At 59.6% G+C, this 14888-nt stretch carries 13 protein-coding genes; 8 read left to right on the top strand and 5 right to left on the bottom strand.

Features of this window, described 5'->3' with window-relative positions; translation table 11 throughout:
• Window positions 1–258 precede the first annotated feature (258 nt).
• Complete coding sequence (gene zntA, locus NKJ21_RS09745; protein ID WP_239270591.1) at window positions 259–2469, bottom strand: Zn(II)/Cd(II)/Pb(II) translocating P-type ATPase ZntA; 2211 nt, start codon at window positions 2467–2469, stop codon at window positions 259–261.
• A 78-nt stretch (window positions 2470–2547) separates the two neighbouring features.
• Window positions 2548–3174, bottom strand: coding sequence for a lysoplasmalogenase (locus NKJ21_RS09740; RefSeq protein WP_004173987.1), 627 nt, complete (start codon window positions 3172–3174; stop codon window positions 2548–2550).
• A gap of 150 nt (window positions 3175–3324) precedes the next feature.
• Here NKJ21_RS09740 and NKJ21_RS09735 point away from each other — a divergent pair, with 150 nt between their 5' ends.
• A complete protein-coding gene (locus NKJ21_RS09735) occupies window positions 3325–3675 on the top strand; it encodes a DUF2500 domain-containing protein (RefSeq protein ID WP_023340790.1) in 351 nt (116 codons plus the stop codon).
• 13 nt (window positions 3676–3688) lie between these two features.
• On the opposite strand, the gene NKJ21_RS09730 is transcribed toward NKJ21_RS09735, so the two are convergent.
• Window positions 3689–3964: a DUF1145 family protein gene (locus tag NKJ21_RS09730; protein ID WP_002920822.1), complete on the bottom strand. Its 276-nt coding sequence runs from the start codon at window positions 3962–3964 to the stop codon at window positions 3689–3691.
• The gene (gene rsmD, locus NKJ21_RS09725) at window positions 3954–4550 is read right to left on the bottom strand and encodes a 16S rRNA (guanine(966)-N(2))-methyltransferase (RefSeq protein WP_002920820.1); all 597 of its coding nucleotides are present in this window, start codon (window positions 4548–4550) and stop codon (window positions 3954–3956) included. The genes NKJ21_RS09730 and rsmD overlap by 11 nt, the downstream gene beginning before the upstream one ends.
• Window positions 4551–4733: 183 nt before the next feature.
• On the opposite strand from rsmD, the gene ftsY reads away from it, so the two are divergent.
• The 4 genes from ftsY (at window position 4734) to rpoH (ending at window position 9100) form a co-directional block, all read left to right on the top strand.
• Window positions 4734–6257: a signal recognition particle-docking protein FtsY gene (gene ftsY / locus NKJ21_RS09720; protein WP_101827303.1), complete on the top strand. Its 1524-nt coding sequence runs from the start codon at window positions 4734–4736 to the stop codon at window positions 6255–6257.
• Between the two features lie 2 nt (window positions 6258–6259).
• Window positions 6260–6928, top strand: coding sequence for a cell division ATP-binding protein FtsE (gene ftsE / locus NKJ21_RS09715; RefSeq protein WP_008806964.1), 669 nt, complete (start codon window positions 6260–6262; stop codon window positions 6926–6928).
• Window positions 6921–7976, top strand: a complete 1056-nt coding sequence (gene ftsX / locus NKJ21_RS09710; protein WP_008806965.1) for a permease-like cell division protein FtsX — start codon at window positions 6921–6923, stop codon at window positions 7974–7976. The genes ftsE and ftsX overlap by 8 nt, the downstream gene beginning before the upstream one ends.
• A gap of 269 nt (window positions 7977–8245) precedes the next feature.
• Window positions 8246–9100 (top strand): RNA polymerase sigma factor RpoH, encoded by an 855-nt coding sequence (gene rpoH, locus NKJ21_RS09705; protein ID WP_002920815.1) that lies wholly within the window; start codon window positions 8246–8248, stop codon window positions 9098–9100.
• Between the two features lie 52 nt (window positions 9101–9152).
• Here rpoH and NKJ21_RS09700 read toward each other — a convergent pair whose 3' ends face one another.
• On the bottom strand, window positions 9153–10676 hold the full coding sequence (locus tag NKJ21_RS09700) for a PLP-dependent aminotransferase family protein (RefSeq protein ID WP_023323355.1): 1524 nt from the start codon (window positions 10674–10676) through the stop codon (window positions 9153–9155).
• Window positions 10677–10794: 118 nt separating this feature from the next.
• On the opposite strand from NKJ21_RS09700, the gene NKJ21_RS09695 reads away from it, so the two are divergent.
• From NKJ21_RS09695 to livJ, 3 genes are all read left to right on the top strand, one after another.
• Window positions 10795–12060: a 4-aminobutyrate--2-oxoglutarate transaminase gene (locus tag NKJ21_RS09695; protein ID WP_008806967.1), complete on the top strand. Its 1266-nt coding sequence runs from the start codon at window positions 10795–10797 to the stop codon at window positions 12058–12060.
• Between the two features lie 147 nt (window positions 12061–12207).
• Window positions 12208–13452: an aromatic amino acid transport family protein gene (locus tag NKJ21_RS09690; protein ID WP_008806968.1), complete on the top strand. Its 1245-nt coding sequence runs from the start codon at window positions 12208–12210 to the stop codon at window positions 13450–13452.
• A gap of 257 nt (window positions 13453–13709) precedes the next feature.
• Window positions 13710–14813: a branched chain amino acid ABC transporter substrate-binding protein LivJ gene (gene livJ, locus NKJ21_RS09685; protein WP_002920812.1), complete on the top strand. Its 1104-nt coding sequence runs from the start codon at window positions 13710–13712 to the stop codon at window positions 14811–14813.
• The last annotated feature ends 75 nt before the right edge of the window (window positions 14814–14888 follow it).

Raw genomic sequence — 14888 nt, 5'->3', positions numbered from 1 at the left:
GCGTAGCGCCTTATCCGGGCTACCCGACGGTCCGGAATCGTAGCCCTGCTAAGCGTAGCGCGAGCAGGGAATATCCCGGATGGCGGCGCGTTGCGCCTTATCCGGGCTACCCGACGGTCTGGAACCGTAGCCCTGCTAAGCGCAGCGCGAGCAGGGAATACCCCGGATGGCGGCGCGTAGCGCCTTATCCGGGCTACCCGACGGTCTGGAACCGTAGCCCTGCTAAGCGTAGCGCGAGCAGGGAAGCCGGTATCTATGCTACAACTTCTTACGCAATAACCGCAGCGCGTTAGCCGTTACCAGCACGGTGGCGCCGGTATCCGCCAGCACCGCCAGCCACAACCCGGTCAGGCCGAGCAGGGTGGTGACGAGGAAAATCCCCTTCAGCCCTAAGGCTATCGCGATGTTCTGGCGAATATTGGCATGGGTGGCGCGCGCCAGGGAAATCATCTGCGCCAGGCCGGTCAGACGGTTATGGGTCAGCGCGGCGTCGGCCGTCTCCAGCGCCACATCGGTGCCGCTGCCCATGGCGATGCCGATGGTGGCCGCTTTCATCGCCGGGGCGTCGTTGATGCCGTCCCCGACCATCGCCAGCGGCGCATCGGCATTCAGCGCCATGACGGCTTTCACTTTGTCCGCTGGCAGCAGACCGGCGCGGAATTCCAGCCCCAGTTCGCTGGCGATGGCTGCCGCGGCGCGCGGGTTATCCCCGGTAAGGATCACCCCCTGAACCCCCAACTGATGCAGAGCATCCACCGCCTGACGCGCGTCGTCGCGCAGGGTGTCGCGCAGCGCCAGAATACCGAGCAGCGTCTCGCCGCGCATCACCAGCACTACCGTTTGCCCGGCGCTTTCCAGCTGCTGGATCTGCGCCTCATGTTCTGCCGGGGCGGCTTTGCTGGCGGCGCAGATCAAGATGCGGCTGCCGTTCACCTCGGCTTCGATGCCAGAGCCCGCCAGCGCCCGCTGGCCGCTGGCAAGCGGAATACTCAGCTGACGCCGCTGTGCTTCACGGACGATGGCCTGCGCCAGCGGGTGGCTGGAGCCTTGCTCCACCGCCGCCGCCAGCGCCAGCAGCGCGTTGTCGTCAAACTCAGCCGTGGCGATCACCGAAGTCACCTGCGGCTGGCCGACGGTCAGGGTGCCGGTTTTATCGAACGCCACCTGCCGCACCTGGCCCAGCTGTTCCAGCGCCGCGCCGCCTTTGATTAGCGCCCCGCGGCGGGCGGCGACCGCCAGGCCGGAGGTGATGGCCGCCGGCGTGGAGATGACCAGCGCGCACGGACAGCCGATCAGCAGCAGCGTCAGCCCTTTATAAATCCACGGCAGCCAGGCGATGGCGAAGAACAGCGGTGGGACAATGGCGACCAACAAAGCTACGACCATAATGGCCGGGGTGTAGATCCGGCTGAAGCGATCGATAAAACGCTCGATTGGCGCCCGACGTTCCTCTGCCTCTTCAATCAGCTTCAGGATGCGGTCGATGGCGCTGTCGCCCGGTTCGGATATCACGGTAAGCTGCACCAGGCGATCGACGCTGGTGGCGCCCGCCGCGACTCGTTCCCCGGCCTGACGCTCCACCGGCACCGACTCGCCGGTCAGGGCGCTTTCATCAAAGCTGGCAAACGGCGACAGCAGCTGGCCATCCGCCGGCAGACGCCCGCCGGCGGCCACTTCAATCACATCTCCGGGACGCAGGTCGCGCTGGGCGACGGTTTCCCGCACACCGTTGCGCAGACGGATGGCGGTGTCGGGCTTCAGCGCCATCAGCGCGCTCACCCCCTGCCGTGCGCGGCTGGCGGCCCAGCTTTCGAGACGCTCGCCGATCAGGAACAGCAGCAGGACCATCGCCGCTTCCGCAGTGGCGCCGATAAACAGCGCCCCGATGGCGGCGACGCTCATCAGCGTTTCAATGGCAAACCAGCTCCCGCTCTTGATCAGGCGCAGCGCCTGGCGAGCAACCGGCCACAGGCCAACCAGGGTGGTGGCAATAAAGGCCAACTGACCGGCGGGGTGGTTGGCCTGCTCCAGCCCCCAGCTCAGGGCCATCATGATAACCAGCGTCAGTAACGGCAGATTGTCGCGCAGCAGCGACCCTCGGGTTTTCTCTGCTGCGGGAGCATCGGCATCGCGCAGCGTATAGCCCGCCTGGCGGACCGCGTTCTCAACCTGAGCGCGGATATCGCCCTCGGCGTTAACCAGCAACTTTTCTGTGGCGAACAGCACCTGGACCTGACTGACGCCGGGTACCTGGCGAACCGCGGTTTCCACCTTGCGGGCGCAGGCGGCGCAGTCCATGCCATCAACCTGCCAGCTATAGCGGGCGTCGTCGAGCGCTTCGGCGGCAGGGGCGGATTCTGTGGCGCAGGCGTGATCTGTACAGCAGCTCTCCGCCGGCGCGGTCGCTGGCCGCATGGTGAATGACGAGAATTGTGGGACTTTTTTATCCTGCGCGTCTGGAGTCGACATGGCACCCTCCGGGAAATGATAATTTTCTCATTAGCCGTAGGATACACTCTGGAGTCGACTCCAGAGTCAAGGACTAAATTACAGGTATAGCGCGCGCACGATCAGGAAGTGGCCGGCAAAGTAGAACGCGGCGGCAATGGCGTTATCGGCGCGGAAGCGGCGACGATAGTGGCTCACCAGCCACACGGCATTGCTCAGCAGCAGCAGGGCCGCGCCAGCGAAACCGGACAGCGCGGTGTTGGTGGGGCGGGCAAACCACAGCTCACCGGCCAGCCAGACCATCACCAGCGTCATTCCAATAAAGGTCAGCACCGGCATTTTCATCTCTTCCAGCCGACTCCAGATCACCGCCATCAGCAGGGCGCCGAATACCAGCAGCACCAGCGGCAGCGGCCAGAAGAACGACAGCGTCAGCTGGCTGGCGAACCAGATGGTATACAGCAGATGTGACAGGAAGAAAGCGCCCACCGCGTACATCACCCGCTGGCGCGGCAGCAGGGTCAGGGCGTCGCCGAGCAGCGAGGCGCACAGGCCGGCCAGCACCAGATAGCTGATGGCATTGAACATCGGCGCCTGCCAGGCCAGTAACAGCAACAGAATCAGGGTGACAGGTTTAAATACCCAACGTCGCCAGGCCGGCCCACGATAGGATGCATCGACATAAAGCCATGCGGAGAAACAGACAGCAATAAATGACCAAAGCATAGTAAGTCCCTGTATCTGTTATCATAAAGAAAGTTACGGATGCGTGATGCTACAACTCAGTGTAGTGGTTTGGCGTAGCAGATGACAATGTTATTCCCGACGCAGTATGCTGATTCCTGATATTTTTTATGGGTAACCTTGATGAGTAAAATGCCCCTCTTTTTTGTTCTGGTCGTCGCGGTGATTGTGGTGGCGGCTTCGTTTCGCTATGTCCAGCAGCGCCGTGAGAAACAGGCGAATGACGCCGCGCCGTTGCTACAAAAGCGGGTTATCGTCAGCAATAAACGGGAAAAAGTGATTAACGATCGGCGCTCGCGGCAGCAGACGGTGACGCCCGCAGGCAGTGAGATGCGCTATGAAGCGAGCTTTCGCCCCGAAAACGGTGGACTGGAGGTGATGTTTCGCCTCGACGCGCCGCAATATCATGCGCTGAGCGTGGGCGATCGCGGGATGTTGAGTTATAAGGGCACAGCGTTCGTGGCGTTTACGCCCGATCCCTGAGCCCTTTTCAGGACTACTTTTTCAGCGTCGCCTTCAGTTTTTTCTGCCAGGCGACGAGCTCAAACACGCCGAAGATAAAAATACGGATTTGCTCAAAGCGGCTCAGCGGCGGCGCCTCTTTCGGCTGCGTCGCCTTGAGCAGCGTCAACTGCAGCCCGTGCATCAGGATCATGAAAATCAGCGCGACGTTGACGAAGATATTCAGCGGCTTCGGGAAGGGCTGAAACAGGTTCAATAACAGAAAGGCCCAGACGCACAGCATCAGCAGGCGGCCTAAATTAATCAGCATGGTGCTCTCCTTGGGCCTCACGTTGGTAAAGACGGTAGGCGACCTGTCCGGCCACTTTTTCACGATACAGCTGCCAGTTAGCTGGCACCGGCGGTAAACCGTTTTCGACTTCGCTTTCGACATACACCAGGGCCTCATCGGCCAGCCATCCTTGTGTCTCCAGCAGACGTAGCGTCTCCTCCAGCAGCCCCTGACGGAACGGCGGGTCGACGAACACGATCTGGTGCGGTGTCCCCGGCTGGCTCAGGAAGCTGAGGGTGTTGGTGGTGATCACCTTGCCGCGATCCGCTTTCAGGGTGGCGAGATTTTTTTGCAACTGCTGGGCTACGCCGCGCTCCATCTCCAGTAGCGTGGTGCTGGCCGCATAGCGGGACAGCGCCTCCAGCCCCAGCGCGCCGCTGCCGGCAAAGCAGTCGAGGCAGTGCGCGTCAACGATGGACGGCGCCAGCCAGTTAAAAAGGGTTTCGCGAACCCGGTCGGTGGTCGGCCGCAGGCCCGGGCTCTCCGGCACCGGTAATTTACGGCCGCGCCATTGCCCACCGATAATGCGGATCTGGCCGCTGCCCGCGTGGTTTGGTTTTTTCATCTCTCTGCTCAAGTCTCAACTTCCGGCCTGCTATTCTAGCGATCGACGGCGGTTGACGAAACCTTAATCCGGGGGCGGTGCTGCGAGTTAAGTTAAGTGATAGACTATCCGACTAATTTCATCATTTTTTCAGCTTCTGATGAAGCTGCGCCATGAATAAAACAGCGAGGAGTGTGGTCGCAAATGGCAAAAGAGAAAAAACGTGGCTTCTTTTCCTGGCTGGGCTTTGGACAGAAAGAACAGGCACAGGAAACCGAGACTGAACAAAAAGTAGAAGAACAACAAGCGGTTGCCGATGAGTCGCCGGTAGCGGAAACCCCTGCTGAGCCGAGCGCGCCGAAAGCAGACCCGGAGGCGTTTGCCGAAGACGTCGTCGAAGTGACCGAGACGGTGGTCGAAAGCGAAAAAGCGCACCTCGCGGAGCCTGCCAGCGTGCAGGAAGAAAAGTGGGTGGAAACGCCTGCTCTGACCGAAGACGCGCCTGTTGTTGAACCGGAGCCCGCGGTCAGCGAACCGCCTGAACAGCCTGCGGTGGTTGAGCCGCTGGCGGAAGAGGTGATCGCCGAACCGGTGGTGGCGGAAGCCGTAGCAGAGCAGCCTGTGGCAGACGTTATCGCCGAGCCGCAGGAGACGGAGGTCCCTGAAGAGGACGCCCCGTTAAGCGATGAAGAGCTGGAAGCACTGGCGCTGGCGGCCGAGGCGGCCGAAGAGGCGGCGGTCGTAGTGCCGGAGCCCGAGGACGAGGCGCCGGTGGAAGCGCTGGCTCAGGAGCAGGAAAAACCGACGAAAGAAGGCTTTTTCGCCCGCCTCAAGCGTAGCCTTCTGAAAACCAAAGAAAATCTTGGTTCCGGATTTATCAGCCTGTTCCGCGGCAAGAAGATCGACGATGATCTATTTGAAGAGCTGGAAGAGCAACTGCTGATCGCCGACGTCGGGGTGGAAACCACTCGCAAGATCATTACCAACCTGACGGAAGGCGCCAGCCGTAAGCAACTGCGCGATGCGGAAGCGCTGTACGGCCTGCTGAAAGAAGAGATGGGCGAGATTCTCGCCAAAGTGGATGAGCCGCTGAACGTAGAAGGCAAAACGCCATTTGTTATTTTGATGGTCGGCGTAAACGGGGTGGGGAAAACCACCACCATCGGCAAGCTGGCGCGTCAGTTTGAGCAGCAGGGTAAATCGGTGATGCTGGCGGCGGGGGATACCTTCCGCGCGGCGGCGGTGGAACAGCTGCAGGTCTGGGGTCAGCGTAACAATATCCCGGTGATCGCCCAGCATACCGGCGCGGACTCCGCCTCGGTGATTTTCGACGCCATTCAGGCGGCGAAGGCGCGCCATGTTGACGTACTGATTGCCGACACCGCCGGGCGTCTGCAGAATAAATCGCACCTGATGGAAGAGCTGAAGAAGATTGTCCGGGTGATGAAAAAACTGGACGTCGACGCGCCGCATGAGGTGATGTTAACTATTGACGCCAGCACCGGGCAGAATGCCATTAGCCAGGCCAAACTGTTCCATGAGGCGGTAGGATTGACCGGGATCACCCTGACCAAGCTGGACGGCACCGCCAAAGGCGGCGTGATCTTCTCGGTGGCCGATCAGTTCGGCATTCCGATTCGCTATATTGGCGTCGGCGAGCGTATTGAGGATCTGCGTCCGTTTAATGCGGGCGACTTTATTGAGGCACTTTTTGCCCGAGAGGATTAAGAATGATTCGCTTTGAACAAGTCAGCAAAGCCTATCTCGGTGGGAGACAAGCGCTGCAGGGGGTGACCTTCCACCTGCAGCCGGGCGAGATGGCGTTTCTGACCGGCCATTCCGGCGCAGGGAAGAGTACCCTGCTGAAGCTTATCTGTGGTATCGAACGGCCCAGCGCCGGGAAAATTTTCTTCAGCGGTCATGAAATCAGCCGCCTGAAGAGCCGTGAGGTGCCGTTCCTGCGCCGCCAGATCGGCATGATTTTCCAGGACCACCATTTGCTGATGGATCGTACCGTGTATGACAACGTGGCGATCCCGCTGATTATCGCCGGCGCCAGCGGCGATGACATTCGTCGCCGCGTCTCGGCGGCGCTGGACAAGGTCGGCCTGCTGGACAAAGCGAAGAACTTTCCGATTCAGCTCTCCGGCGGTGAGCAGCAGCGCGTCGGTATAGCCCGCGCGGTGGTCAACAAGCCGGCGGTGCTGCTGGCGGATGAACCGACCGGTAACCTCGACGAGGCGCTCTCGGAGGGGATTTTACGTCTGTTTGAAGAGTTTAACCGCGTTGGGGTGACGGTACTGATGGCGACGCACGATCTGGGGCTTATCTCCAGTCGTCCGTACCGCGTGCTGTCGCTCAGCGACGGCCATCTGCATGGAGGCATTCGGGGTGAATAAGCGCGACGCAATGAACCAGATTCGCCAGTTCGGCAGTAAGTTCGATCGCCTGCGCAACGCGGCGGGCGGCAGCGGCGGCGGGCGCAATGCGCCAAAACGGCCGAAAGCGGCGCCTAACCCGGCCTCGCGTAAGAGTAACGTGTTCAACGAACAGGTGCGCTATGCCTGGCACGGCGCGTTGCAGGATCTCAAAAGCACGCCGCTGGCGACCTTCCTGACGGTGATGGTCATCGCCATTTCGTTGACCCTGCCAAGCGTCTGCTACATGGTCTACAAAAACGTCAGCAGCGCGGCGTCACAGTATTATCCATCGCCGCAGATCACCGTTTATCTGGAAAAAACGCTGGATGACGACGCCGCGGCGCGGGTGGTGGGCCAGCTGCAGGCGGAGCAGGGCGTCGACAAGGTAAACTATTTGTCCCGTGACGAGGCGCTGGGTGAATTCCGTAACTGGTCAGGCTTTGGCGGCGCACTGGATATGCTGGAAGAGAACCCGCTGCCAGCGGTCGCCATCGTGGTGCCGAAGCTGGATTTCCAGAGCACGGAAGCGCTCAATACCCTGCGCGAGCGGGTATCGCGGATCCAGGGGGTGGATGAGGTGCGGATGGACGACAGCTGGTTTGCCCGTCTCTCCTCGCTTACCGGGCTGGTAGGCCGCGTGTCGGCGATGATCGGCGTGCTGATGGTGGCGGCGGTGTTCCTGGTGATCGGCAACAGCGTGCGCCTGAGCATCTTTGCCCGCCGCGATACCATTAACGTGCAGAAGCTGATCGGCGCCACCGACGGCTTTATCCTGCGTCCGTTCCTCTACGGCGGGGCGATGCTGGGCTTCTCCGGCGCGTTTTTATCGCTGATCCTGTCGGAGATTCTGGTGATGCGCCTCTCGTCGGCAGTGACCGAAGTGGCGAAAGTGTTCGGCACCCAGTTTGAGCTGAGCGGCCTGGGCTTCGACGAGTGCCTGTTGATGCTGATTGTCTGCTCGATGATCGGGTGGGTCGCCGCTTGGCTGGCGACAGTGCAACATTTACGTCACTTTACTCCCGATTAAAAAAAGCGTGATATAATCTTTCCCTGCTGCAATGAGTTCCTGTTCGCAGGGAAAGATACCGCAAGCTTGTTCTCCTTTTCCTGCCCTCACTTGTTCATCGTGGTGTCACATTTTGTGCGTAATTTATTCACACCGTTGCATGGAACTTGTGGATAAAATCACTGTCTGATACTAATGTGAGTGATATTCTCGTTGCTCATGAATGCTGGCATGCTTGTTGCCTGATGGGGACAAGAACGCGTCAGAAGATATCAATTGAGAGGATTTGAATGACCAAAGAAATGCAAACTTTAGCTTTAGCCCCCGTTGGTAACCTGGAATCGTACATCCGGGCCGCTAACACTTGGCCGATGCTGTCGGCTGATGAAGAGCGGGAGCTTGCTGAAAAGCTGCATTACCAGGGCGATCTGGAAGCAGCTAAAAAGCTGATTCTGTCTCACCTGCGCTTTGTTGTTCACATTGCTCGTAACTACTCGGGCTATGGCCTGCCGCAGGCGGATCTGATCCAGGAAGGCAATATCGGCCTGATGAAAGCCGTGCGTCGCTTCAACCCGGAAGTGGGTGTGCGCCTGGTCTCCTTCGCCGTGCACTGGATTAAAGCTGAAATTCACGAATACGTGCTGCGTAACTGGCGTATTGTGAAGGTCGCTACCACCAAAGCACAGCGTAAGCTGTTCTTTAACCTGCGTAAAACCAAACAGCGTCTGGGTTGGTTCAACCAGGATGAAGTGGAAATGGTGGCCCGTGAGCTGGGCGTGTCGAGCAAAGACGTCCGCGAGATGGAATCCCGCATGGCGGCCCAGGACATGACCTTCGACATGTCTTCCGACGATGAGTCCGACAGCCAGCCGATGGCGCCGGTCCTTTATCTGCAGGACAAAACGTCTAACTTTGCCGACGGCATCGAAGACGACAACTGGGAAGAGCAGGCGGCGAATAAGCTGACTGACGCGATGCAGGGCCTGGACGAGCGTAGCCAGGACATCATCCGCGCCCGCTGGCTGGACGAAGACAACAAGTCCACGCTGCAGGAACTGGCCGACCGCTACGGCGTCTCCGCAGAGCGTGTGCGTCAGCTGGAAAAGAACGCCATGAAAAAACTGCGTGCCGCTATCGAAGCCTGATACGCCACGCCTGCCTGATACCTGATATCAGGCTCCCCGATAACGCCCCGCCTCAGGTTGGGGCGTTTTGTTTTTCTGCGTCCTCCCGGGGCAGGAGCATCTGCGGGCAGTGCGTCTGCAGGCAGCCGAGTAAGACGCTGAACGCCGGCGCCATCTGCTCTTCGGGCTGGCTGGCGAATCCCATCAGTAATCCTTTCTTCCGCGCCGCCGTCAGGTAGTAGCGCGACAGCGGCCGCACCAGAATGTGGCGCGCATTAGCCTCTTTGGCAATCGCCACATCGTCAGCCTCTGCGGGCAAATTGAGGATCAAATGCAGCCCGGCATTATCGCTGAAGTCAGACAGGGCGTACGGCATACAGTGCCGCTGGATAAGCTCAGTTAAAAAGGCGCGGCGACGGCTGTAGAGCAACCGCATACGGCGGATATGGGCCGAATAGTGGCCGGCGGTAATAAACTCCGCCAGCGCCATCTGGATCAGCGAATGGCCGCCGCGGTAAAGCTCGGCATGGGCGTGCTTCAGATCGCTGACCAGCGGACGGGGGATCACCACGTAGCCCAGGCGCAGGCCGGGATAGAGCGTTTTGCTGAAGGTGCCGATATAGACCACCGGGGCATCGGGGACCAGACCCTGCAGGGCGGGGATCGGCTGGCCGGAAAAGCGAAACTCACTGTCATAATCATCTTCGACGATCCAGCTCCCCTGCTGACGGGCGAGCGCCAGCAGTCGCTGGCGGCGCTCAAGGCTCATCACCGCGCCCAGCGGGTACTGGTGGGAAGGCGTAACGAAGATGAGCCTCGGCGCGTCGTCAACCGTTTCCGGCGGGCACAGGCCGTTGGCATCGACGGTCAGGGGTTCCACCCGAACGTCGTTCATCGCCAGCACGTGGCGGATCCCCCAATAGGAAGGCTCCTCCACCCACGCCAGATCGCCGTTATCACACAGCATGCGGGTGACCAGATCGATCGCCTGGTGGATCCCCTCGGTGATAAGAATTTGATCTGCCTGACAGTGGACGCCGCGCGACACGCGCAGATAATCCACCAGCGCCTGCTGCAGTTCCGGGGTGCCACCGTTGCAGCTATAGCTGAGCCGCTCCGGCTTGGGCCGACGGCTGATACGGGCCTGGATCTTACTGAACAGCGGGTGGGGAAAGGCGTTAACGTCCGGCACGCCGGGTATAAACGCCCCCCACTGGCGCGGGCTGGCGCTGACCTGGCCGAGCAGATGTTGGCCTCGGCGTGAAAGATGCACCGTCGGTGCCGCGATACTGCTGTTTTCTTGCTGACCTTTAGCCGTCAATGAGCTCTCAGGGGCGGTTTGGGCAACGAATGTTCCACTTCCCCGGCGGGAAACCACATATCCTTCCGCCAGTAATTGTTCATAAGTTGTTAATATGGTGTTTCTTGATACGCCGAGTTCACCCGCCAGATCGCGCGACGGCGGCAGGCGGCTTTGCGGCGCCAGCGAACCATCGAGGATCGCGCGGCGCAGCGCGTTATATAAGCGTTTGTGCAGAAGAGGATCCCGCTCTTCCTGCAGACGGACCAGCACCAGGTCACCCACCAGCGAACGCAATTGGATCCCTCAGATATTCTAAATTGGTACTCGATTATAGGGCCAACTCCTGTGTAAATAAACGACATCGTTTCTAATTTGTTGCGATAACGTGACATACACGACAGGAGATTCGCAGGTGAAAAGCTCAGAACTGAATCAACGTCGCCAGCAGGCGACGCCGCGCGGCGTAGGCGTAATGTGTAACTACTTTGTCGAGAAGGCGGAAAACGCCACGCTGTGGGATATCGAAGGCAATGAGGTGATCGATTTCGCCGCCGGGATCGCCGTGTTAAATACCGGTCACCGCCATCCGAAAGTGGTCGCCGCGGTCGCCGATCAGCTGCAGGCGTTCACCCACACCGCCTATCAGATTGTGCCGTACGAAAGCTATGTTTCGCTGGCGGAGCGTATCAACGATCTGGCGCCAATTGACGGGCCGGCAAAAACGGCTTTCTTCACCACCGGCGCGGAGGCGGTTGAGAACGCAGTGAAAATTGCCCGCGCTTACACCGGCCGCCCTGGACTAATTACTTTCGGCGGCGGCTTCCACGGCCGTACTTTTATGACCATGGCCCTCACCGGTAAGGTCGCGCCCTACAAAATCGGCTTCGGGCCGTTCCCGGGATCGGTGTATCACGGCGTTTATCCCAATGAGGCGCACGGCGTGACCACCGCGGATGCGCTGAAAAGCCTGGAGCGCATTTTCAAAGCGGATATTGCGCCGGACCAGGTAGCGGCCATCATCCTCGAGCCGATCCAGGGGGAAGGCGGCTTTAACGTCGCGCCGGCCGATTTTATGCAGGCGCTGCGCGATCTGTGCGATACCCACGGTATTCTGCTGATCGCTGATGAAGTGCAGACCGGTTTCGCCCGCACCGGCAAGCTGTTCGCTATGCAGCACTATGAGGTGAAACCGGATCTGATGACGATGGCGAAAAGCCTCGCCGGCGGTTTCCCGCTGTCGGGCGTTGTCGGTCGCGCCGAGGTGATGGATGCGCCAGCCCCAGGCGGGCTGGGCGGAACCTATGCCGGTAACCCGCTGGCGGTGGCCGCGGCGCACGCGGTGCTGGATGTCATTGCCGAAGAGCAGCTGTGTCAACGGGCTGAACAGCTGGGTAGCCATCTGCAGGAGGTGCTCAACCAGGCGCGCGCCACCTGCCCGGCGATCGTTGATGTCCGTGGCCGGGGGTCGATGGTGGCGGTGGAGTTTAACGATCCGCAAACTGGCGAGCCGTCGCCGGAGTTCACCCGCCAGGTGCAACAGAAAGCGCAGGAAAACGGCCTGCTGCTGCTGAGCTGTGGCGTCTACGGCAACGTGATCCGCTTCCTGTATCCGTTGACTATCCCCGACGCCCAGTTCTCGAAAGCGCTGGATATTCTGGCGCGCATCCTGAAGAGCTAACGTCTCCCCGGCGGGCTGCGGCGGCACGGAAGCCGAACAGAAACAGGACGCCGCAGCCAGCTGTTCATGCTCAGCGTGAGTGGTTTATCACCCTGATATCACCTTTTTTCCGGCGGTAAAAACCGCCGGAGTAAAACGGAAAGTATTATGTCTGAAAACTCCACCTTTTCTCCCGTCCTCACCGGCCGGGAACGTACGGCTGTCCCTACAAAATCTCTGAGCTTCATCGAAGGGGTATCGATGATTGTCGGTACCAATATCGGTGCGGGTGTCCTCTCTATCGCCTATGCGTCGAGCAAAGCGGGCTTCTTACCGCTGCTGTTCTGGCTGGTGCTGGTGGGCAGCCTGACGACGGTGACTATGCTCTATGTCGCGGAATCCACGCTCCGCACCCGTAAACATCTGCAGCTCAGCGGTTTATCGAAGCGCTACGTCGGCGGCTTTGGCGCGCTGATGATGTTCCTCTCCGTTTGCGTCAACAGCGTCGGCGCATTGACGGCTTATATGACCGGCAGCGGCAAGCTGCTGCACTCGTTGTTTGGCATCTCGCCGGCGCTGGGCAGCGTGCTGTTTTTCGTCCCGGCGGCAGGGGTGCTCTACCTGGGCCTGAAGGCGATTGGCCGCGGCGAGAAATTTATCAGCATCGGTATGGTGGTGATGATCTCGGTGCTGGTGATTGCCACGCTGTTGAAAGAGACCACCCGCGTGGGCTATCTGCTCGACGGCAACTGGCTGTATATGGTTCCGGTCTTCAATGTCGTGGCATTCTGCTTCTCGGCACAGTATATCGTGCCGGAGATGGCGCGGGGCTTCGCCGACAAACCGGAAAAATTGCCCAGGGCCATTATGGTCGGTATGGCTTTGACCTTTGCCCTGCTGGCGCTGGTGCCGCTATCGGTTATCTCGCTTAATGGCCTGGACAATATCTCGGATGTGGCCACCATCTCCTGGGGCCGGGCGCTTGGCGAATGGGCGTTCTTCTCGGCCAACCTGTTTGCGCTGTGCGCCATGCTGACCTCTTACTGGGGGCTGGGCGGCAGCTTTCTGACCAATATCTTCGATCAGTTCCGCCTGGGGAATGACGAACAGCCCGCCCGGCGCCTGATGGTGCTGCTGGTGGTGGCGATCCCGCCGTTCGTGCTGGCCTATAGCGGCATGGTTTCTTTCGTCAACGCGCTCTATTTTGCCGGAGTGTTCAGCGGCGTCATTTTATCAATTATGCCGATCCTGATGCTGAAGGGCGCCCGCCAGCGTGGCGACCTGACCCCAGGCTGGACCTGTCCGGCCTGGATGACCCATCCGCTTATCCAATGCTTCATTGTGTTGTTGTATCTTTGCAGCGCCGTCTACGCGATAGCGTCCGCGGTAGGCTACCTGCCCGCTGGCTGGTAATCAGGGCCTGTTTTGCACCGCGTCCGGTTCATGCTGGCGCGGTTTTTTTATTTGTCACTTATCTGTTACATAGCCCGCAATTTAGTCGTTTCAAATTCCTCAGAATGACGGTATGTTTAGCATAGTGTGCTGCAAAAGCGCGAGCAGCCCCCGGTGGATTAGCTATCATATGCTTTTCCTATCGATATAAACAAAATAATGCGCTAACAAACAACATCACAACAAATGCAAAAACCATAATAATGGGGAGCCTCAGGATGAATATGAAGGGTAAAGCGTTACTGGCAGGATGTATTGCCTTAGTTATGAGCAGCGCGGCGCTGGCGGAAGACATCAAAATCGCGGTCGTCGGGGCGATGTCCGGCCCGGTGGCTCAGTACGGCGACCAGGAGTTTACCGGTGCCGAGCAGGCGGTAGCGGATATCAACGCTAAGGGCGGCATCAAGGGCAATAAGCTTCAGATCGTCAAATATGATGACGCTTGCGACCCGAAACAGGCGGTAGCTGTCGCCAACAAAGTGGTCAACGACGGCATCAAGTACGTTATTGGCCATCTGTGCTCCTCTTCCACTCAGCCGGCGTCTGACATCTATGAAGACGAAGGCATTCTGATGATCACGCCGGCAGCGACTGCTCCGGAGCTGACCGCGCGCGGCTATAAGCTGATCCTGCGCACCACCGGCCTGGACTCCGATCAGGGACCCACCGCAGCGAAATACATTCTCGACAAAGTGAAGCCGCAGCGTATCGCTGTGGTACATGATAAACAGCAGTACGGTGAAGGTTTGGCCCGTGCGGTGCAGGATGGCCTGAAAAAAGGCGGGGCGAACGTGGTCTTCTTCGACGGCATCACCGCCGGTGAGAAAGATTTCTCCACCCTGGTGGCGCGCCTGAAGAAAGAGAATATCGATTTCGTTTACTACGGTGGCTACCACCCGGAAATGGGCCAGATCCTGCGTCAGGCCCGTGCTGCCGGTCTGAAAACCCAGTTTATGGGCCCGGAAGGCGTAGCGAACGTCTCCCTGTCTAACATCGCCGGCGAGTCGGCGGAAGGCCTGCTGGTGACCAAGCCGAAGAACTACGACCAGGTGCCGGCGAACAAACCGATCGTGGATGCGATCAAGGCGAAGAAACAGGATCCGAGCGGCGCCTTCGTGTGGACCACCTACGCGGCGCTGCAGTCGCTGCAGGCGGGCCTGAATCAGTCTGACGATCCGGCGGAAATCGCTAAATACCTGAAAGGCGCAACCGTTGATACCGTGATGGGCCCGCTGTCGTGGGATCAGAAAGGCGACCTGAAAGGCTTCGAGTTCGGGGTCTTTACCTGGCATGCTAACGGTACGGCGACCGACGCCAAATAATTTAACCGGCGCCTTTCACGCTGCAAATGCGTTGTCTGCGGCCCTCAACCCCGGTCGCTTACTGATGTAAGCTCC

Source organism: Klebsiella sp. SWET4 (genome assembly GCF_024296565.1).
GTDB classification, from domain to species: domain Bacteria; phylum Pseudomonadota; class Gammaproteobacteria; order Enterobacterales; family Enterobacteriaceae; genus Klebsiella; species Klebsiella variicola.
This window is presented reverse-complemented; position numbering and strand designations above follow the sequence as displayed.